At 66.0% G+C, this 19,893-nt stretch carries 19 protein-coding genes; 9 read left to right on the top strand and 10 right to left on the bottom strand.

The window, feature by feature from the left end; all coding sequences use genetic code 11:
* Positions 1 to 224: 224 nt before the first annotated feature.
* Positions 225 to 530, bottom strand: coding sequence for a hypothetical protein (locus ASD15_RS02795; protein WP_057153200.1), 306 nt, complete (start codon positions 528 to 530; stop codon positions 225 to 227).
* A gap of 154 nt (positions 531 to 684) precedes the next feature.
* On the opposite strand from ASD15_RS02795, the gene ASD15_RS02790 reads away from it, so the two are divergent.
* Positions 685 to 1,743, top strand: a complete 1,059-nt coding sequence (locus ASD15_RS02790; RefSeq protein WP_057153199.1) for a PhoH family protein — start codon at positions 685 to 687, stop codon at positions 1,741 to 1,743.
* Complete coding sequence (ybeY, locus tag ASD15_RS02785; RefSeq protein ID WP_057153198.1) at positions 1,727 to 2,191, top strand: rRNA maturation RNase YbeY; 465 nt, start codon at positions 1,727 to 1,729, stop codon at positions 2,189 to 2,191. Before ASD15_RS02790 ends, ybeY begins: the two co-directional genes overlap by 17 nt.
* 1 nt (position 2,192) lies before the next feature.
* Here the strand turns inward: ybeY and ASD15_RS02780 are convergent, their stop codons facing one another.
* Positions 2,193 to 2,480, bottom strand: a complete 288-nt coding sequence (locus tag ASD15_RS02780; protein ID WP_057153197.1) for a hypothetical protein — start codon at positions 2,478 to 2,480, stop codon at positions 2,193 to 2,195.
* A 141-nt stretch (positions 2,481 to 2,621) separates the two neighbouring features.
* Here ASD15_RS02780 and ASD15_RS02775 point away from each other — a divergent pair, with 141 nt between their 5' ends.
* The 7 genes from ASD15_RS02775 (at position 2,622) to ASD15_RS02745 (ending at position 10,678) form a co-directional block, all read left to right on the top strand.
* Complete coding sequence (locus tag ASD15_RS02775) at positions 2,622 to 3,500, top strand: HlyC/CorC family transporter (protein WP_057153196.1); 879 nt, start codon at positions 2,622 to 2,624, stop codon at positions 3,498 to 3,500.
* A complete protein-coding gene (gene lnt, locus ASD15_RS02770) occupies positions 3,500 to 5,068 on the top strand; it encodes an apolipoprotein N-acyltransferase (RefSeq protein WP_057153195.1) in 1,569 nt (522 codons plus the stop codon). The genes ASD15_RS02775 and lnt overlap by 1 nt, the downstream gene beginning before the upstream one ends.
* Before the next feature lie 55 nt (positions 5,069 to 5,123).
* Positions 5,124 to 6,062: a glycine--tRNA ligase subunit alpha gene (gene glyQ, locus ASD15_RS02765; RefSeq protein ID WP_057153194.1), complete on the top strand. Its 939-nt coding sequence runs from the start codon at positions 5,124 to 5,126 to the stop codon at positions 6,060 to 6,062.
* A 14-nt stretch (positions 6,063 to 6,076) separates the two neighbouring features.
* The gene (gene glyS / locus ASD15_RS02760; protein ID WP_057153193.1) at positions 6,077 to 8,200 is read left to right on the top strand and encodes a glycine--tRNA ligase subunit beta; all 2,124 of its coding nucleotides are present in this window, start codon (positions 6,077 to 6,079) and stop codon (positions 8,198 to 8,200) included.
* Positions 8,201 to 8,213: 13 nt separating this feature from the next.
* The gene (gene gmhB / locus ASD15_RS02755) at positions 8,214 to 8,801 is read left to right on the top strand and encodes a D-glycero-beta-D-manno-heptose 1,7-bisphosphate 7-phosphatase (RefSeq protein WP_057153673.1); all 588 of its coding nucleotides are present in this window, start codon (positions 8,214 to 8,216) and stop codon (positions 8,799 to 8,801) included.
* Between the two features lie 69 nt (positions 8,802 to 8,870).
* Entirely contained in the window at positions 8,871 to 9,563 is a 693-nt protein-coding gene (locus ASD15_RS02750) for a 1-acyl-sn-glycerol-3-phosphate acyltransferase (RefSeq protein ID WP_056394927.1), read from the top strand.
* Positions 9,509 to 10,678, top strand: coding sequence for a M48 family metallopeptidase (locus ASD15_RS02745; protein WP_229418035.1), 1,170 nt, complete (start codon positions 9,509 to 9,511; stop codon positions 10,676 to 10,678). The genes ASD15_RS02750 and ASD15_RS02745 overlap by 55 nt, the downstream gene beginning before the upstream one ends.
* A 136-nt stretch (positions 10,679 to 10,814) precedes the next feature.
* Here ASD15_RS02745 and ASD15_RS02740 read toward each other — a convergent pair whose 3' ends face one another.
* The 8 genes from ASD15_RS02740 to ASD15_RS02705 all read right to left on the bottom strand — a co-directional run bounded on the left by ASD15_RS02740 (position 10,815) and on the right by ASD15_RS02705 (position 19,889).
* The gene (locus tag ASD15_RS02740; RefSeq protein ID WP_057153192.1) at positions 10,815 to 11,420 is read right to left on the bottom strand and encodes a response regulator transcription factor; all 606 of its coding nucleotides are present in this window, start codon (positions 11,418 to 11,420) and stop codon (positions 10,815 to 10,817) included.
* The gene (locus ASD15_RS02735) at positions 11,417 to 12,553 is read right to left on the bottom strand and encodes a sensor histidine kinase (RefSeq protein ID WP_057153191.1); all 1,137 of its coding nucleotides are present in this window, start codon (positions 12,551 to 12,553) and stop codon (positions 11,417 to 11,419) included. Before ASD15_RS02735 ends, ASD15_RS02740 begins: the two co-directional genes overlap by 4 nt.
* Positions 12,554 to 12,562: 9 nt before the next feature.
* The gene (locus ASD15_RS02730) at positions 12,563 to 14,371 is read right to left on the bottom strand and encodes a CIA30 family protein (protein ID WP_057153190.1); all 1,809 of its coding nucleotides are present in this window, start codon (positions 14,369 to 14,371) and stop codon (positions 12,563 to 12,565) included.
* 118 nt (positions 14,372 to 14,489) lie between these two features.
* Complete coding sequence (waaA, locus tag ASD15_RS02725) at positions 14,490 to 15,857, bottom strand: lipid IV(A) 3-deoxy-D-manno-octulosonic acid transferase (RefSeq protein WP_057153189.1); 1,368 nt, start codon at positions 15,855 to 15,857, stop codon at positions 14,490 to 14,492.
* Position 15,858: 1 nt separating this feature from the next.
* Entirely contained in the window at positions 15,859 to 16,863 is a 1,005-nt protein-coding gene (gene waaC / locus ASD15_RS02720; protein ID WP_057153188.1) for a lipopolysaccharide heptosyltransferase I, read from the bottom strand.
* Positions 16,864 to 16,881: 18 nt separating this feature from the next.
* The gene (locus ASD15_RS02715; protein WP_057153187.1) at positions 16,882 to 18,264 is read right to left on the bottom strand and encodes a phosphomannomutase/phosphoglucomutase; all 1,383 of its coding nucleotides are present in this window, start codon (positions 18,262 to 18,264) and stop codon (positions 16,882 to 16,884) included.
* Between the two features lie 155 nt (positions 18,265 to 18,419).
* Positions 18,420 to 18,731, bottom strand: coding sequence for an H-NS family nucleoid-associated regulatory protein (locus tag ASD15_RS02710; RefSeq protein WP_057153186.1), 312 nt, complete (start codon positions 18,729 to 18,731; stop codon positions 18,420 to 18,422).
* Positions 18,732 to 18,797: 66 nt separating this feature from the next.
* A complete protein-coding gene (locus ASD15_RS02705; protein ID WP_057153185.1) occupies positions 18,798 to 19,889 on the bottom strand; it encodes a glycosyltransferase family 4 protein in 1,092 nt (363 codons plus the stop codon).
* Positions 19,890 to 19,893: the final 4 nt, after the last annotated feature.

The raw sequence follows: 19,893 nt of genomic DNA, 5'->3' as shown, positions 1-19,893 counted from the left end.
AATTTCAATAACAATTCTAATACCAAACCAGCCCGTTCCGGCCAAGCCGCGACTAGCGAAGCTTGTGTAATGTCAAGCACCCGCTAGAATTCTTAGCAACAATGCCATTTCAACACACGGACATATTCCGTGGCGCACGGAAGAACTTTTAGGAAATAATTACGGCCCGTTATGGCCGTCAGCGGCTGCTGAAAGGGCCCGCAGGACGCGGGCCGAGGCGGGATTTACGCAGTCGTGTTGATGTTCTGGCCGATCCTGGCGGAAGGCGACGTGCTGTTCTGGCTGCTCTGCTGCGATTCGAGTTGCTGCCGGCGCACCGCGTCGGCCTGCTGGGTCTGGCGTTCCTGCTCGGCGCGCGCGGCCTGCTGCGCCTGCCGGCTTTGCTGTTCGGCGCTGGCCACCTCTTGCTCGCGCCGCGCCGCTTCCTCGCGGCGCAACTGGCGGGCCTGCTCGGCGCGCGGGTCGCTGACGGCGCTGCTCTGCTGCGCGGGGTTGCTGCCGCTGACGCTGGGAATCGCACTGACTGCCATGGTTTGCTCCGTGGGAAAGTAAGACCGTTGATTCGACTGTAGGGCAAGCTGGGCCGAAAGCAATGTCTAAGCGTCAACTGGCAGGGAAAATCGCGGCGCGCGCCACGATACGGTAAACTAACGGCATTCAGTAAAATCTACCAGGCAGCGCCCTTTGAAAACCAAGACACCAAGCCAGCCGCACTATTTCATCCCGGAACCGCTCGACAACACGCGCCTGGCGCACCTGTGCGGTCCGCTGGACGAAAACCTGCGCCAGATTTCCGCCGCGCTGGACGTGACGATTTTCCGCCGGGGCGAAAAATTCATTGTCAACGGCACCAACGCCGAGCGCGCGGTGCAGATCCTGGAACAGTTCTACAACGTGGCGCAGAAGGTGGTGCCGGTGGAAGAAGTGCAGCTGGCCCTGGTCGAGCAGCGCGCCGGCCTGGCGCCGCCACTGGAACCGGACCAGGAAGAGCCGCCGTTCAACGAGCCGGACATCACCAGCCCGGTGCTGAAAACCCGCCGCGCCGACCTGCGCGGGCGCACGCCGCACCAGATCAAATACCTGCGCAACATCCTGGACCACGACATCAGCTTCGGCCTGGGCCCGGCCGGCACCGGCAAGACCTACCTGGCCGTGGCCTGCGCGGTGGACGCGCTGGAGCGCGACGCCGTCAAGCGCATCATCCTGACCCGCCCGGCGGTGGAAGCGGGCGAACGCCTGGGCTTCCTGCCGGGCGACCTGGCGCAGAAGGTGGACCCTTACCTGCGCCCGCTGTACGACGCGCTGTACGACCTGCTGGGATTCGACCGCACCCAGAAAATGTTCGAGAAGGGCGTGATCGAGATCGCGCCGCTGGCCTATATGCGCGGGCGCACGCTGAACCACGCCTTCGTGATCCTGGACGAAGCCCAGAACACCACGGTGGAGCAGATGAAGATGTTCCTGACCCGCATCGGCTTCGGCAGCAAGGCCGTGATCACCGGCGACACCACCCAGATCGACCTGCCGAAGAGCTTGAAGAGCGGCCTGGTCGACGCCAGCCATGTGCTGCGCGACGTGCGCGGCATCGCTTTCACCCAGTTCAGCAGCGCCGACGTGGTGCGCCATCCGCTGGTGGCGCGCATCGTCGACGCCTACGAGAGCGCGCACAACGCGTCCGCCGAAATCTCGCCCCTGTTCACCCCTGCCAAGACTGCCGCCGTCAAACATGCCAGAAAAAAATAAACTGTCCCTGTCGGTGCAGTACGCCGACCCGCGCCTGCAGGACAGCATCACCCGCCCCATGGTGCGCAAATGGATCAAGGCGGCGCTGTTCGCGCCGGCCGAACTGACGGTACGCTTTGTGGACGCGGAGGAAGGACGGGAACTGAACCGCGGCTACCGCGAGAAGGACTACGCCACCAATGTGCTGACCTTCGCCTACAACGAGGGCGAAGACTACGCCGAGGACGAGCCGACCCGCGCCGACATCATCCTGTGCACGGACGTGCTGCAGCAGGAAGCGGCCGAGCAGAAAAAATCGGTGGAGGAGCACACGGCCCACCTGATCGTGCACGGCGTGCTGCACGCGCAGGGCTACGACCACATGGACGATGAAGAGGCTACCGAAATGGAAGGCCTGGAAACGGAGATCCTGGCCGGCCTGGGCTACGCCGACCCGTACGCGGAATAAATTAGCCGCCCTGGGTGCCGGTGGTGCCCAGCAAGGCGCGGTTGACGTCGAACGGCGTCTTTTCGATCAGGCGGGCGGTGGTGTCGGGCGGCGGGGCGCTGTCGAAGCGCATCGGCACCGGCGCTGCCGGCGGCGGCGCTTCGGGGCTGGCTTCGGCCGGCGGCAGGCCGCCGATGGACTGCGGATCCGGCGCCACGGTGGCCACGTCGGGCGGCGCTTCCTGCTCGGCGATTTTACGCTGCGGCAGCAGGCCGCCGGCCGGGTTCAGGGATGAAACGCTGCTGATCATGGCGGACTCCGCGCGGTTGGATTGAGCCTGCATTGTAGCCGGAAAAACGATGCTCCGCGCCATGCCATTCCGACAAAACCGGAGTGCCCCCGCCATTTGTAGTATCCTATAGACCTTCGAAACAACTGGCTCACGCCTCCTATGCAAGAGCACCCTAGTGGCGTCAAGACTGACGCCAAACCCCATAGATCGCTTTTTGAGCGACTCACCGCTTTCATCTCCCCCGAGCCCGAGAACCGCGCGGAACTGCTCGAAGTGCTGCACGATGCCCACGAACGCAACCTGATCGACGCCGATGCGCTGTCCATGATCGAAGGCGTGTTCCAGGTCTCGGACCTGTCCGCGCGCGACATCATGGTGCCGCGTTCCCAAATGGACGTGATCGACATCTCCAAACCCATCGAGGAATGGATGCCCGACGTGCTGGAAACGGCCCACTCGCGCTTCCCGGCCATCGAGGGCGAGCGCGACAAGGTCATCGGCATCCTGCTGGCCAAGGACCTGCTGCGCTACTACGCGGAAGACAGCTTCGACGTGCGCGACATGCTGCGCCCGGCCGTGTTCATTCCCGAGTCCAAGCGCCTGAACGTGCTGCTGCGCGATTTCCGCGCCAACCACAACCACATGGCCATCGTGGTGGACGAATATTCCGGCGTGGCCGGCCTGATCACCATCGAGGACGTGCTGGAACAGATCGTCGGCGACATCGAGGATGAATACGACTTCGACGAGGAAGAGGACAACATCCTCTCGATCAAGGAAGGCAAGTTCGGCCCGCGCTGGCGCATCAAGGCGCTCACCGAGATCAGCCAGTTCAACGAGGAACTCGACACCGACCTGTCCGACGAGGACGCCGACACCATCGGCGGCTTCGCGGTCAAGCACCTTGAGCGCATGCCGCACAAGGGCGACACCTTCGACATAGGCAACCTGCGCTTCGAAGTGCTGCGCGCCGACGCGCGCCAGCTGCATGTGCTGCTGGTGGAGAAGCTGCCGCCGGCCGTGGACGAACAAGACTGATGCGCTGGCGCCGCGCCAAACCCGGCGACGCTCCCGCACCACAACGCAGCACCCGTGGCCGCATGATCATCGCCGCGCTGGCGGGCGCCGCCAGCGTTTTTTCCTTCGCGCCCTTCGGCTGGTGGCCGCTGCAGATCGCCTGCCTGGCGCTGCTGTTCTACCAGGCGCTGCGTTCGGCCACGCCGAAAGCCGGCGCGCTGGTGGGCTGGGCCTTCGGCTTCGGCTGGTGCCTGGCCAACACGCACTGGCTGGTGGTGGCGCTGAACCGCTTCGGCGGCCTGCCGCTGCCGCTGGCGGTGGCCGCCATCGCCCTGCTGGCCGTGGCCATGGGCACCTACGCCGCCATGGCCATGTATTCGGCGCTGTGGCTGCGCAAGCGCTGGCTGCTGCCGCTGCCCGCCGCCAACCTGCTGATGCTGCCCGCCATGTGGGCGCTGTTCGAGTGGGTGCGCGGCTGGCTGTTTACCGGTTTCCCCTGGGCCGCCGCCGGCTACGCCCATAACGACGCGCCGCTGGGCGGCTATGCCGCCATCGCCGGCGTATACGGCGTCAGCTGGCTGGCCGCGCTGTGCGCCGGCGCGCTGCTGCTGGCGGCGCACCGCACGCGCTGGTTCGCGCTGGGCGGCCTGGCCGCCGTCATGGGCCTCGGCATCGGCCTGCGCTACGTCGACTGGACCCACCCGGTGGGCGAGCCGATCTCGGTGCGCCTGCTGCAAGGCAACACGCCGCTGCAGCAGAAGTTCGACGCGCGCCACACCGAAGCCACGCTGAACAAGTACCGCGACACCATCACCGCCGAGGCTGCCGACCTGATCGCCACGCCGGAAACGGCCATCATGCTGTTCCAGCACCAGTTGCCGCCGGACTACCTGCCCAGCCTGGGCCAGTTCGCCAAGCGCTCGCGCAGCCACCTGGTGCTGGGCATTCCGCTGATGGACAGTCCGACCAGGTATTCGAACAGCGTGATCGGTCTGCCGCCCGAATCGGGCCTGCCCACCTACCGCTACGACAAGCACCACCTGGTGCCGTTCGGCGAGTTCATTCCGACCGGCTTCCGCTGGTTCACCGACATGATGCACATCCCGCTGGGCGACCAGACCCCGGGCAAGGCGCTGCAGGCGGCGTTCCAGGTGAAGTCGCAGCGGGTGCTGCCCAACATCTGCTACGAGAACCTGTTCGGCGAGGAAATCGCGGCCAACCTGGCCAACGATCCCAAACCGGCCACCTTGCTGCTGAACGTGTCAGAACTGGCCTGGTATGGCGAATCGATCGCCATCCCGCACCACCTGCAGATTTCGCAGATGCGCACGCTGGAAACCGGCCGCCCGATGCTGGGCGCCACCAACAGTGGCGCTACCGTGGTGATCGACAGCCATGGCAAGGTGACGGCCGCGCTGCCCTACTACCAGGCCGGCGTGCTGAAGGCCTCGGTGCGCGGCATGGCGGGCGACACGCCCTACATCGTCCTGGGCAACCGCCTGTTCCTGGCCCTGGCAGCGCTGGCGGTGGCCGGCGCGTGGCTGTGGGCCCGAAAAAACGCAAATAAGCGCTCCACCAACCCCGATTAGTTGCCAAATACGGCTAAAATTAACCGTTTATGGCTAGCCATCCCAAAGAATAACGATGCTCACATTTCAACAAATCATCTTGACGCTGCAATCCTACTGGGACAAGCAGGGTTGCGCCCTGCTCCAGCCGTACGACATGGAAGTCGGCGCGGGCACTTTCCACACCGGTACCTTCCTGCGCGCGATCGGCCCCGAGCCCTGGCGCGCGGCCTACGTGCAGCCATCGCGCCGCCCGAAAGACGGCCGCTATGGCGAGAACCCGAACCGCGGCCAGCATTACTACCAGTACCAGGTGGTGATGAAGCCGGCGCCGGAAAACATCCTCGACCTGTATCTGGGCTCGCTGGAAGCGCTGGGCCTGGACTTGAAGCAGAACGACGTGCGCTTTGTTGAAGACGACTGGGAAAGCCCGACCCTGGGCGCCTGGGGCCTGGGCTGGGAAGTCTGGCTGAACGGCATGGAAGTGACCCAGTTCACCTACTTCCAGCAAGTGGGCGGCCTCGATTGCAAGCCGGTGCTGGGCGAGATCACCTACGGCATCGAGCGCCTGGCCATGTACCTGCAGGGCGTGGAGAATATGTACGACCTGGTGTGGACCCAGTGGGAAGAGAACGGGGAGACCAAAACGCTGAAGTACGGCGACGTGTTCCACCAGAACGAAGTGGAGCAGTCGGCCTACAACTTCGAGCACTCGAACACCGAGCTGCTGTTCGCGCAGTTCAACAACCACGAGTCCGAAGCCAAGCGCCTGATCGAGCTGCAACTGACGCTGCCTGCCTACGAGCAGATCATGAAAGCGTCGCACAGCTTCAACCTGCTGGACGCGCGCGGCGCCATCTCGGTGACCGAACGCGCCGCCTACATCGGCCGCGTGCGCGCCCTGTCGCGCCTCGTGGCGCAGGCTTACTACGATTCCCGCGAACGCCTCGGCTTCCCGATGGCACCCGCAGCCGCCGCTGCCACTGCTCCCGCAGTTGCCTCCACTGCCGCGTAAAAGATTAGAAGAACATGAACCAAACCCTGTTAATTGAACTGCTGACCGAAGAACTGCCGCCGAAAGCGCTGGCCAAACTGGGCGCCGCTTTCGCCTCCGGCATCGTCAACGGCCTGAAATCGCGCGACTTCCTGGAAGAAGACAGCGCCGCCACCATCCATGCCACGCCGCGCCGCCTGGCCGTGTCCATCACCAAGGTGCGCGCCACCTCGCCGGACAAGTCGATCCGCGAAAAAGTGCTGCCGGTGACGGTGGCGCTGGACAAGGACGGCAACCCAAGCGCGCCGCTGGCCAAGAAGCTGGCCGCGCTGGGCTTCCCCGACCTGGCCGTGGCCGACCTGGAACGCGCGCAGGACGGCAAGGCCGAAAGCTTCTTCTACACCTACACCGCGCCCGGCTCGCAGCTGCTGGCGGGCGCGCAGGCCGCGCTGGAAGAATCCGTGGCCAAGCTGCCGATTCCAAAAGTGATGAGCTACCAGCGCCCGGACGGCACCACCGTGCAGTTCGTGCGTCCCGCGCACAGCCTGATCGCGCTGCATGGCGCCGACGTGCTGCCGCTGACCCTGCTGGGCCTGACCGCGTCCAACCTGACCGAAGGCCACCGCTTCCTGACCGCCCCCGGCGCGCGCAGCGTGACCGTGGCCAACGCCGACGCCTATGCCGCCACGCTGGCCGAACAGGGCAAGGTAATCCCGGGCGTGGACGCGCGCAAGGAAAAGATCCGCGCCGCGCTGCTGGAAAAAGCCGGCACCGACCAGGTGCTGATGCCTGAATCGCTGCTGGACGAAGTGACCGCGCTGGTGGAATGGCCGGTGGTGTACGAGTGCCGCTTCGAGGAAGAGTTCCTGGCCGTGCCGCAGGAATGCCTGATCCTGACCATGCAGACCAACCAGAAATACTTCGCGCTGACCGACGCGGCCGGCAAGCTGCGTTCGCGCTTCCTGATCGTCTCCAACATCGCCACCGATACGCCGGACGCCATCATCGGCGGCAACGAGCGCGTGGTGCGCCCGCGCCTGTCCGACGCCAAGTTCTTCTTCGAGCAGGACAAGAAGAAGACCCTGGAATCGCGCCTGCCGCTGCTGAAGAACGTGGTCTACCACAATAAGCTGGGCACGCAAGCCGAGCGCAGCGAGCGCGTGACCGCACTGGCCGGCGCCATTGCAGGCAAGCTGGGTGCAGACGTGGCGCTGACCGAACGCGCAGCGCGCCTGTCCAAGGCCGACCTGCTGACCGACATGGTGGGCGAGTTCCCTGAGCTGCAAGGCATCATGGGCACCTACTACGCGCGCCACGACGGCGAGCACGAAGACGTGGCGCTGGCCGCCTCCGAACACTACCAGCCACGCTTCGCCGGCGACGCCCTGCCAGCCACCGCTACCGGTACTGCCGTGGCACTGGCCGACAAGCTGGAAACCCTGGTCGGCATCTGGGCCATCGGCCTGGCGCCGACCGGCGACAAGGACCCGTTCGCGCTGCGCCGCCACGCCTTGGGCGTGCTGCGCATGCTGATCGAGAAGCGCCTGCCGCTGTCGATCTCCGGCCTGCTGGCCGACGCCGCCAGGCAGTTCGCCGCCGTGGCCGGCTTCAAGGATCCGACCGCCGACGTGGCAGCCTTCATGCTGGACCGCCTGCGCGGCATCCTGCGCGAGCGCGGCTTCACGCCCAACGAGATCGAAGCGGTGGTGGCCCAGAATCCTGACCGCCTGGACGACATCGTGCAGCGCCTGGAAGCGGTGCAGGCCTTCGCCGCGCTGCCGGAATCGGCCTCGCTGGCCGGCGCCAACAAGCGCATCACCAACATCCTGAAGAAGAACGAGTCCGCTTTGGCCCAAGCCGGCGGCGCAGGCGAAGGGAAAGCTGAAATTCGGCCTGCCCTGCTGCAGGACACCGCCGAGAAGAACCTGCACGCCGCCATCGTGCGCGTGCAGCCGGAAGTGGACGCGGCCTTCGCCAAGGGCGACTTCGCCGGCACGCTGAAAACGCTGGCCCAGCTGCGCGACGACGTGGACGCCTTCTTCAACGACGTGATGGTGATGGCCGAGGATGTCGCCCTGCGCAACAACCGCCTGGCGCTGCTGTCATCCCTGCACGGCATGATGAACCGCGTGGCCGACATCTCGAAACTGGCGGCCTGAGATGGGCGTCGCGATGAAGCTGATCATCCTTGATCGGGACGGCGTGATCAACCATGATTCGCCGGACTTCATCAAGTCGCCCGCCGAGTGGATCCCGGTGCCGGGATCGCTCGAGGCCATTGCCCGCCTGAACCAGGCCGGCTACCGCGTGGTGGTGGCGTCCAACCAGTCCGGCATCGCGCGCGAGTATTTCGATATGACGGTGCTCAACGCCATCCACCAGAAGATGCACTCGCTGGCGCAGCAGGTGGGCGCCGAGATCGAGGCTATCTTCTTCTGCCCGCATGCGGCGGCCGACAACTGCGACTGCCGCAAGCCCAAGCCGGGCATGTTCGCCGAGATCTCCAAGCGCTACAACGTCAACCTCAAGGGCGTGCCCACGGTGGGCGATTCGCTGCGCGACCTGCAGGCCGGGTTCATCAGCGGCTGCACGCCCTACCTGGTGCTGACCGGGAAAGGTGAAAAAACCAATGCCACGGGTGGCCTGCCACCCGGTACAATGGTCTTCGCCAACCTGGCGGCCATGGTGGACCACTTGCTGAAAGCGCCCGTCCCCGCCGCTGCTGCTTCCGCAGCCGCTGCAGCCGCCGCAGCCAACTGATTATGATTCTGGAGTATCGCATTGGGTAAGCCTGTACTGTTTCTGCGTTCCTTGATATTCGCCGTCGTCATGGCGATCGCCACCATTATCTGGTGCGTCGTCTGCATGCTGGCAACGCCGCTGCCGTACGCCCAGCGCTACTACGTCGTCTCGCGCTGGAATGTGTTCATCATCTGGTGCGCCAAGGTCATTTGCGGCATCGAGTACGAAATCAAGGGCTGGGAGAACTTCCCGGACGCGCCGGCCGTGGTGCTGTCGAAGCACCAGTCGGCGTGGGAAACCATCTTCCTGCTGTGCAGCCTGCCGCGCCCGCTGGTGTTCGTGTTCAAGAAAGAGATCCTGTACATCCCCTTCTTCGGCTGGGGCATCGCCGCGCTGCGCATGATCCCGATCGACCGCAAGCAGGGCAAGAACGCCTTCAAGCAGGTGGTCGCGCACGGCAAGCGCCGCCTGAAAGCGGGCCTGTGGATTATCATGTTCCCGGAAGGGACCCGCATCCCGGTCGGCCAGTCCGGCAAGTACAAGAGCGGCGGCACGCGCCTGGCCATCGAGACCGGCGCCATGGTGGTGCCGATCGCGCTGAACTCGGGCGAATGCTGGCCCAAGAATTCGTTTATCAAAAAGCCCGGCAAGGTGACGGTTTCCGTCGGCAAGCCGATTTCCTCGGAAGGACGCAGTCCGGACGAGTTGATGGAGCAGGTGGAACAGTGGATAGAATCAGAAATGCGCGTCATTTCGCCCCACGCCTACAGCGCTGGCTAGAGGACCTGGCCACCGCTGCCAGGCCGGCAGCCAGCAAGGCCGACGAGGGGCAGCTCGATTTGTTCGGCGAGAGTGCGCCGGGCGTGGCATCGCGTCCCGCCGGTCCCGCCGCCAATGCGGCAGTGATGCACCAGCCGTCCTCGCCCGTCCCCGTTCCCGCACCTTCCACCTGGCAGGCTCCCCGCCCTGTATCCCCTGCTTCCGTATCTCCTGCTTCCGCAATACCGGGCCCGCCCGGCCCCGCTTCCCAGTCTGACGCAGCACCGTCCCGCGCCGCGGCCGGCGACGCGTCCGCAACCCACGCACCGCCCAGCGCCAACCTGCTGCGCCCGCCGCCTGTCCCGGTGCGCACGCCGGAGCCGCCCGCGCCGGAAGTGGACGCGCTGCCGCGCCGCCAGCTGCTGGTGGGCCAGTTCATCCTCGAATACACGCTGCGCCGCTCCACCCGCCGTTCGATCGGCTTCATGATCGACGACGAAGGCCTGCGCGTGACCGCGCCCAAGCGCGTCAGCTTGGCCGAGATCGACAACGCCATCCGCGCCAAGCAGCACTGGATCATCTCCAAGCTGGACGAGCGGCGCGAACGGCGCGCGGCGCGGCTGCAAAAGCCGCCGGTGGCGTGGGAAGACGGCGCCGTGCTGCCCTACCTGGGCGGCGAGCTGAAACTGCGCCTGTACACCGCAACGCGCAACCGCACCGACTACAACGCCGACACGCGCGAACTGCATATGGGGCTGGTGCAGGGCGCCACCGAAACGCTGCTCAAGGAGCGCGTGCGCGCGTGGATGCAGCAGCAGGCCAAGGTGCTGTTCGAGCAGCGCCTGGACCTGTACGCGGCGCGCCTGGGCGTGGAATACAGCGCCTTCGCGCTATCGTCGGCCGGCACGCGCTGGGGTTCGTGCACGGTGCAGCGCGTGATCCGCCTGAACTGGCGCCTGATCCACTTCTCGCTGCCGCTGATCGACTACGTGGTGGCGCACGAGCTGGCGCACATCCTGGAGATGAACCACAGCGCGAAATTCTGGTCCGCCGTCGGCCGCATCTACCCCGCCTACGACGACGCCAAAGCCCTGCTGCGCAAGCGCGCGCAGGAGCTGCCGGTGCTGTTCAGCTGAGTTTACCGGCGGCTTCCATGAACTTGCCCCGATCCCGCAGCGCCTCGCCGCGCCAGCGCGGAGCCAAGGCTGAGCCTCCAACCCTCCTCCGCTTCGCCCAGTCCAGCAGCCGGCGTGGATAGCACCTCGACCTGGATCAAAGCCAGCCGGCGTCGCGGGCGAGGCGGAGGGCTTCGACGCGGTTGCCGGCGTTGAGCTTGCTGATGGCCTCGGACAGGTAGTTGCGCACCGTGCCTTCGGACAGGTGCAGCTGGCGCGCGATGTCGGCGCCGCTGCGGCCTTCGCCGGCCAGCCGCAGCACTTGCCGCTCACGCTCACTCAGCGGGTCTTCGCCGCCGCTCCAGCTTTCCAGCGCCAGCTCGGGAGCAATGGCGCGTCCGCCCGCGTGCACGCTGCGGATGGCGGCAGCCAGCGTGTCGGCCGGCGCGTCCTTCAGCAGGTAGCCGCGCACGCCGGCGGCCATGGCCCGCCGCAGGTAGCCGGACCGCGCAAAAGTAGTGACGATGACGACCTTGACCGCGCTGCCCTGCTCGCGCAGCGCGGCGGCCAGCTCCAGCCCCGTCATCACGGGCATTTCGATATCGGTCAGCACCACGTCCGGCTTCAGCGCGCCGCACAGCGCCAGCGCGTCCTGGCCGTTGCGGGCCTGGCCCACCACTTCCATGTCTTGCTCCAGGCGCAGCAGCGCGGCCAATGCGCCCAGCAGTAGCGCCTGGTCTTCTGCGATCAGTACACGTATCAAGACCTTCCTCCCGGCGCGGTGCGCTCCATCGGCAGCCGCAGCTCGAGCGACATGCCCTGTTCAAATTGCATGCCCAGCCAACCGCCCAGCTGCGCCACGCGCTCCTGCATGCCGCGCAGGCCGTTGCCCTGCATCACCGCAACGGCGCCGGCCTCCGCCAGGGCCTTGCCGTTGTCGCGGATGCGGAACACGATCAGGCCGTCCTGGCAAACCAGGCTGACTTCGCAGTGCGTGGCGCCGGCATGGCGCAGGATGTTGGTGACCGCTTCGCGCAGGGCCAGCGCCAGCACGTTCTCCGCCGTGGCGGGCATGGCCGGCATGGACGACATGGCGGCGTCCGCGTGCAGCGTCACGCCGGCGGCGGCCAGCGCGGCGCGGGCCCGCTCCAGCTCATGGGCGAAGCCGGTTTCGCGGTAGCCGCTGACGGCACTGCGCACTTCGGCCATCGCGTGGCGGGCACTGGCTTCGATGTCCTTGATCTCCTGGCGGCAGGCGGCCGGGTCGCGCTCCAGCAGGCGGCCCGCCAGCTCGGCCTTGAGCGTGATCAGCGACAGCGAGTGGCCCAGCAGGTCGTGCATGTCGCGCGAGATGCGTTCGCGCTCGGCGATGCGGGCCAGGTGTTCGACCTCTTCCTGTTTCAGCAGCAGGTCCTTGCGCGAACGCCGCACCTGGGCGTCCATGATGCAGGCGATGCCGACCGGCGTGCCGGTGGCCAGCGTGGGGATCAGGAAGCTGAGCGGCAGTTGCATGGCCAGCGCCAGGCCGGCTGCCGACATCAGGATGGCGGCCAGGCAGCAATAGGCCACGCGCGGCGGCCCCAGGCGCGAGCACATGGCGGCGGCAAAGATGAAGAAGGTGCTGGCGCCGAAATTGAACGGCGCCCAGGCCGCGCCTAGCGCGAAGGCGACGGCGATGAAGGGCGCCGCCTCGCGCCCGCTGTACCAGAAGCTGCCGAAGTAAATCGGCACAAAGGCAATCAAGGTGAGCGCCAGCAGCACGTACTCCAGCGCGTAAGCGTCCACGTAGAGGTACTTCCAGCCGAAGAAGGCCAGCGAAGCGATCCACAGATAAGGCGCGCGCCCCACCTGCGGCGGCACCCATGGCCCGTCTATCCAGCGCCTGAGCAGCTGCATGCAATACCCTTATTCGGCCAGCAGCCGCACGTCGGCAATCTGGAACTGGTAGGCACCGGGCTTGGGGCCGGCGTTGAAGGAGATCATGGTGATGGCTGCCGTGTCCACGCCCTTGAACGCGTCCAGGGGCAGGCTCACTTCGCGCCACTCCGCCTCCGCCGTGAAGGGCTGGCTGACAGGGATGTTGCCGCTGCGGGACATGATGGACACGCCGTAGCGCTGGCCGTCGCCGCGCACGCGGAACCTGAGCACCTTGGCGCCGCTCAGGTTGGCCGGCTGCATGGGCTGTACGCCCGGCATGAAGGCCAGGCCGGCGAACGGATAGGCGAAGCCCGGAGCCACGCTGGCGTCGATCTGCAGCGCACCGCCCTGGCTGTGTTGCGCGTCCAGGGCAGTCAGGCTGACGGTCGATTTACCGCCGAGGAAAGTGTCGTTGGCAGCCATCCAGCCGGCGCCGAAGGGGCTGGCCAGCTTTTCCTTGCTGAACAGGCTGATGCGGCCATCGGCCGGCAAGGCCTGCACCGGCACGCCGATCAGCTCCTGCGCCACCTTGGCGCGCTGCGCGTCGCGCAGGCCGGTGACCAATGCGCCATCCTTCCACACTTCCACGATGCGGCGGGTGGCCGCGATATCGGCGCCGGGGTCGCCCTGCACCAGCAGCAGGTCAGCCTTGTATCCCTTGGCGATGCGGCCGCGCGCCGGCAGTCCGAATGCCTGCGCAGGAACCGATGTGGCGGCGGCCAGCGCTTCAGCCGGCGTCAGACCGGCCTGCGTCAGCGCCAGCATTTCGTGATGGATGCTGGCGCCATATTGCGTGCCGGCGTTGCCCGCGTCGGTGCCGGCCAGCAGCGGCACGCCTGCCTTGCGCAGCGCCGCCACCACCGCCTTGGGCGCCGCCATTAGTTGCGGCCTGGCCTGCTTGCCGTAACCTTTGGCCAGCTCGGACTTCTGCTGCTTGTCCAGCAAGGCCTGCATGGCGGGGTCGCCGATGATGTCGGCCGACGTCAGGCCGGCGATACTTTCCATGACGCTGAAGGTGGGAATGATGAAGGCCTTCTTCGCATGCGCCAGTTTTGTGAAGCCCTCCAACTCCTGCGGCGTGATCTGCTCGCCCACGAACAGGTGCACCAGGCCGTCGGCGCCCGCCTCCAGCGCGGTGCGCGCATCGGCCAGGGTGCTGATGTGGACCACGGCCAGCTTGCCGCGCTTGTGCGCCGCGTCGATCAGGGCCTTCACCGTGGCGGCGTCCAGGGACTGGAACGCGCGGCCGGGGTGGCCGGCTTCCATGACGATCTTGATGAAGTGGGAACCTTCGGCGATGCGGGCATCCACGAAAGCTTGCGCCTCTTCCGGCTTGCTGAGCGTGGGAATGGCCATGCCGTATTCGGTGCCGTGGCCGCCCGGCGCGGTGGCCAGCGTGCCGGCCGAGTACAGGTCGGCCTGGTCGCCGTTGGCGCCGCTTTGCATGCGGCGCGTGATGTCCTGCATCACCGAGATGCCGGTGAACATGTCGATCTGCGTGGTGACGCCGAACAGCAGCGGCAATTCGTGGTGGCGATAGGCGTGCACGTGCGAATCGATCAGCCCTGGAAGCAGGGTCCGGCCTTTGCCATCGATGATCCTGGCGCCGGCCGGCGCCTTGCCGCGAAAATCGCCATCGGCGATGCTGGCGCCTTCCACCAGCACCGAACGGCCGGCGTGCATGCGCTGGCCGTCGAACACGCGGACGTTCTGGATCAGCCATACGTCGGCGAAGGCCGGCAGCGCTGCGGCCAGGCCGCAGGCGAACACCAAAGATTGCAATGGGCGGAATTTCATACTGGTCCTCCAGGTTGGGATGACACGAGTATGTATTTTTTTACATCGCCGCGCCAGCACCATATGCCACCATTTGCGCATGACAAATGTCAGGAGCCAGGGTTCGCGCCAGCACCGGCTAATCCAGTGGCGGCAGCAAGGCCGGCAGCAGCGCCAGCGTGCGTGCGGTGGCGCCGCGGTGCTGGTTGGCGAAGGCTTGCGCGCTGCGGCCCATGGCGGCGCGGGCGCTGTCGTCGCGCAGCAGGCCGGCAGCTTGCAGCATCAGGTCGTCAGCGCTGGCGATGCGGGCGGCGCCGCCGGCTTGCACGGCTTGCTCGGTGACCAGCGCGAAGTTGAACGTGTGCTCGCCGATCAGCACCGGCTTGCCCAGCGCGGCCGCTTCGATCAGGTTCTGGCCGCCCAGCGGCTGCAGGCTGCCGCCGATGAAGGCCACGTCGCAGGCGGCGAAGTAGGCGAACATTTCGCCCATCGAGTCGCCCAGCAGGACTTGCGTTGCAGCGGCCACGGCCGCGCCGGGCTGCGCGAGCGCGCTGCGGCGCTGAACAGACAGGCCGCGCGTTGCCGCCATCTGTTCGACGGCGTCGAAACGCTGCGGGTGGCGCGGGACCAGCAGTAGCAATGTAGCCGGCGGCATGGCGGCCGGCATTGCGGAGGCCATTGCGGCTGGCATCGCCCCGCCGGGCGCCGCAGCCGTGGGCTGCGCGGCGGCGGCCAGCGCAGCGCGGAACGCGTCCAGGATCAGTTCTTCTTCGCCTTCGCGCGTGCTGGCGCACAGCAGGACCGGCCGGCCGCCGACCTGCGCGCGCAGCATGGCGCCGGTCGACAGCGCGGCGGCAGGAACCACCACGTCGAATTTGATGCTGCCGGTGACGGCCACTTCCCGCACACCCAGCGAGCGCACGCGTTCGGCATCCGCCTCGGTCTGCGCCGCCACCAGCGTGATGCCGCGCGCGGCGTCCGCGATCAGCTTGCCGAGCCGGCGCGCCTTGCGCAGCGAGCGCTCGGACAGGCGGGCATTGGCCAGCACCACCGGCACGCCGGCCATGCCGCATTCGGCGATCAGGGTCGGCCACACTTCGGTCTCCATCAGGATGCAGATGCGCGGTTCGAAGTGCTTGATGAAGCGCCGCACCATGGTGATAGTGTCGTACGGCAGATAGGCTTGCGCCAGGCGCGCGCCGTGCTTGCCGAACAGCTGCTTGCCGGTGGCGCGGCCGGTCGGCGTCATGTGCGTCATGACGATGCGGCTGCGCGGATACTCCTTGAGCAGCGCGTCGACCAGCGGCTCGGCGGCGCGCGTTTCACCCACCGAGACAGCGTGCAGCCAGATGGTGTGCGGCTCGTCGTTGGCGGCGCGCGGCCGGTACACGGCCAGGCGTTCATTCCAGTGCTGGCGGTAGCCCGCTTCCTGGCGCCCGCGCCACCACAGTCGGCCCAGCACCAGCGGCATGGCCAACCACCACATCAGGGAATAGAGTCTCAGCATGTCAACGGACCGGCAGCAGCGGGCCGAGCAGCGCGCGCGCCGCGGCCAGCACTTCGGCCACGGACGGCGGCGCGCCACGGTCGCCCAGGTTGATGATTTTCGGCGACCAGTTGCCCTCGGTTTTCCAGCGCGGCGAGTCGGCGTAGATTTCCACTGTCGGCGTGGTGAAGGCGGCCGCGATGTGCGTCAGGCCGGTGTCGACGCCGACGGCCAGCGCCGCATGGCGCGCCAGCAGCACCGCGTCGGCCATGGACAGCTTGGGCAGCACGCGCGCGTGCGGCAGGCTGGCGGCCAGCGCTTCGGCTTCGGCCTTCTCCTTCGGCGAACCCCACGGCAGCAAAATCGTCATCGGCGCCAGCGCGGCGCCCAGTTCTATCCAGCTGGCGGGCGCCCATTTCTTGGCGTCGCGCGCGGTGCCGTGGAAGTAGACCACGTACGGCCCGGCCGGCATCCACTCGGGACGCGCATCGGACGGCGACACGGCGGGCAGGCCGAAGTCGGCCGGCGTACCGGCGGCGTCGGCCAGATAGCCCAGCGCAGTGCCCACCACCAGGCGGCCGCGCGCCACCGCGTGCGTGCGCGGGTCGAGCGGAATGCTTTTTGTGTGGAACAAGCGCGAAATGCCTTCGTAGCCGGAGCCTTCGCTGCCGTTGGCCAGGCCCACCTTCTGCCCTCCCTTCACCACGCGCGCGGCGCCCATGATGATGCCGGTCTTGAGCAGGCCCTGGGTGTCGAACACGTAGTCGTACCGCTCGGCGCGCAGCGTGCGGAAGAAGGCCTTGATCTCGGCGCGCGTGGCCGGGTTGCCCAGGCTCTTGCGCCAGCGCCGCAGCGCGAACGGGATGATGTTGCGCACCCGCCCGTTCAGGCGCACCAGGCTGACGTAGCCCTCTTCCACCACCCAGTCGATTTGCGCGTCGGGGTAGTGACGCGCGATATCGGCCACGATGGGCATGTTATGCAGCACGTCCCCCAGCGAGGAGACGCGCACCAGCAGAATCTTCATAGAACTAAAAAGCGCGCGTTAGAATGGCAGTTCCGCGTCCGGCTTGGCGGCCAGGATCACGCGTTTGAACTCGCCCTGGATGCGCGCCAGCGCTTCCGGCGTTTCAGCTTCGAAGCGCATCACGATCACCGGGGTGGTGTTCGAGGAGCGCGCCAGGCCGAAGCCGTCGGCGTATTCCACGCGCAGGCCGTCGATGGTGATGATGCGCTCGTTGCCGGGGAACTTGGCGTCGCTGCGCAGCTTGTCCATCACGATGAAGTTCTCGCCCTCCTTCAAGTGCAGGTGCAGCTCGGGGGTGCTGTCCGACTGCGGCAGGGAGTTCAGCAGCGCCGACGGGTCGGCTTCGCGGGTCAGGATCTCCAGCATGCGCGCGCCCGAGTACAGGCCGTCGTCGAAACCGTACCAGCGGTCCTTGAAGAAGATGTGGCCGCTCATTTCGCCGCCCAGCGGGGCACCGGTTTCCTTCAGCTTGGCCTTCACCAGCGAGTGGCCGGTCTTGTACATCAGCGGCACGCCGCCGCTCTTTTCAATGAACGGCGCCAGGTGGCGGGTGCATTTTACGTCGTACAGGATCTGCTCGCCCGGATGGCGGGTCAGCACGTCCTGCGCGAACAGCATCATCTGGCGATCCGGGTAGATGATCTGGCCGTCCTTGGTGACGATGCCCAGGCGGTCGCCGTCGCCGTCGAAGGCCAGGCCGATTTCGGCGTCGGTCTGCTGCAGCGCGCGGATCAGGTCCTGCAGGTTTTCAGGGTGCGCCGGGTCAGGGTGGTGGTTGGGGAAGGTGCCGTCCACTTCGCAGAACAGTTCCACCACGTCGCAGCCCATGCCGCGATACAGGTCGCCCGCGAAGGCGCCGGCCACGCCGTTGCCGCAGTCGACCGCGATCTTGATCGGACGCGCGATCTTCACGTCGCCGATGATGCGCGCCAGGTATTCGGCGCGGATGTCGTGGGTGCTGTAGGCGCCCGGCTCGGCCGCCACCTTGTCGGCGTTGGCCAGGATGGAATCGTACAGGCCGGTGATCGCCTCGCCATGGATGGCTTCGCCCGCCAGCACCATCTTGAAACCGTTGTAGTCGGGCGGGTTGTGGCTGCCGGTGACCATGATGCCGGACTTGGCCGACAGCACATTGGTGCCAAAGTACACCATCGGCGTGGCCACCACGCCCAGGTCGATCACGTCCACGCCGGCCGACTGCAAGCCTTGCGCCAGCGCGGCGGCCAGCTCGGGGCCGGACAGGCGGCCGTCGCGGCCGATCACCACGCTGCGCTCGCCCTTGGCCGCTGCGGCCAGGCCGAAAGCGTGGCCGATTTGTTTGGCGACGCCGGCGTCCAGCGTTGTGCCGATGATGCCGCGGATATCGTAAGCTTTGAAGATCGATTTAGACAGGGAGACCATAGAGGATACTGGATGGAAAGTGAGAAGAAGGCGGCCCGCACAAAAAAGCAGCCCGCACAAGTGCGGGCGCTGGTGCAATTGCTAGCCAATTGCTTGCAAGTATAACCTGTAACGCGGGCACAAAGCTGACGACAGCCGGCTCCGCGCGCGGGGCGTCAGATGCGCAGGCCGTCCAGCGCCTTGCCGGACTCGACCCATTCCTTGACCCATTTCGGCTGGCGGCCGCGGCCGGTCCATTGCTGCGACGAGTCGGCCGGATTGCGGTAGCGGGCCGCCACCGTGCCGCCGGTTTTAACGCGCACCGCGTTGCCGATCAGGTCTTTCACCGGTACGCCAACGGATTGGGCGATGGCCAGTATCTGCTCGCGGGCTTTCGCCAGGTCTTCGCTTTCGCGTTTCTTCAATTCGCGCTCCAGTTGCTTTTGCAGATCGCGCAATTGAGCCGAAGACAGATTCGTCAGATCCATAACTTTATCCTTGTGTGATTGGGTAAAAAGATTCTGATCGAAATATACTACAAAATGTAAAATTTTCTAGTGTTTCTTGTGCCGTATCATCCATCGCGGTGCTTTAAATCGCACAATACGCACATATAACCAGATGTAGCTGGTCATAAACAACAGGCAGAAGATCATCAAAACCCAGGTGTGGCGCCAGAACACGGTGGCGGGAATAACCGCCATCAGCGAAAACATCCACAGATAAGGTGACGTCAATGAATTGCGGCGCAATAAGGCGCGCCCTTCCTTGCGGCCCACCGCCCATTGCACGATGCGGCGGAATATCAGGCTATGCAAATGTATGCCATCGGGCATGGTCGGCGATTTGCCGCGCACGAACATGCGGCGATAAGCGGAAAATAGCGTTTCAAAAGCCGGATAGATCAGCAGCAGCGCGGCGTACCAGGTCGATACCTGCGGGTTGCGCACCACCAGCAACAGCGCCAGTTCCCCTAGCATGAATCCAATAAAGTAGGCGCCGCCGTCGCCCAGGAAAATCAGGCCGACCGGGTAGTTCCAAATCAGGAAGCCGGCGGTGGCGCCGGCCACCATCAGCGCCGCCACCAGCACAAACATATCATTTACTTGCAAGGCCACATAACCGAGGGAGAGCAGCATGCAGATAGTGACCACGCTGGCCAGGCCATTAAATCCGTCGATAATATTAATTGCGTTGGCAATACCGGCCACCGCCAGTACCGACAGCGGCAGCGCCAGCCAGATGGCCAGCGGCCATACGGAGAATGGCCAATCGATGCGGTCCAGGCGGGCATCCAGCAGGAAATAGGCGAGCAAGGCGGCCGCCATGGTCAACAGCAGGCGGCGCATGGCGCTGACCTTGCCCGTATAATCTTCCACGATGCCGCCGGCGAAGGCGATAAAGGAACAGGCCATCAGCGACACCATCCAGCTGGTCATGGCCGGCACCCGCCAAATGGAGATGCACGCGCTTAATGCGACGGCAAAGAATATCGAAAGCCCGCCGATACGCGCCACCGAATGGGCGTGGTTTTTTTGTACGCCGCCGAAATCCGCATCAAGCGCCGGTCCGTGCAATTTCGCTTCTTTAATGACCAGCAAGGTCAGGAGCGCGGACGCAATAAAGCTGACTAAGAATGAAAACATTATT

It is taken from the genome of Massilia sp. Root351 (genome assembly GCF_001425045.1).
Lineage (GTDB): Bacteria > Pseudomonadota > Gammaproteobacteria > Burkholderiales > Burkholderiaceae_D > Rugamonas.
Note: the sequence above shows the minus strand (reverse complement) of the source record. Positions and strands in the feature narration are given on the sequence as shown.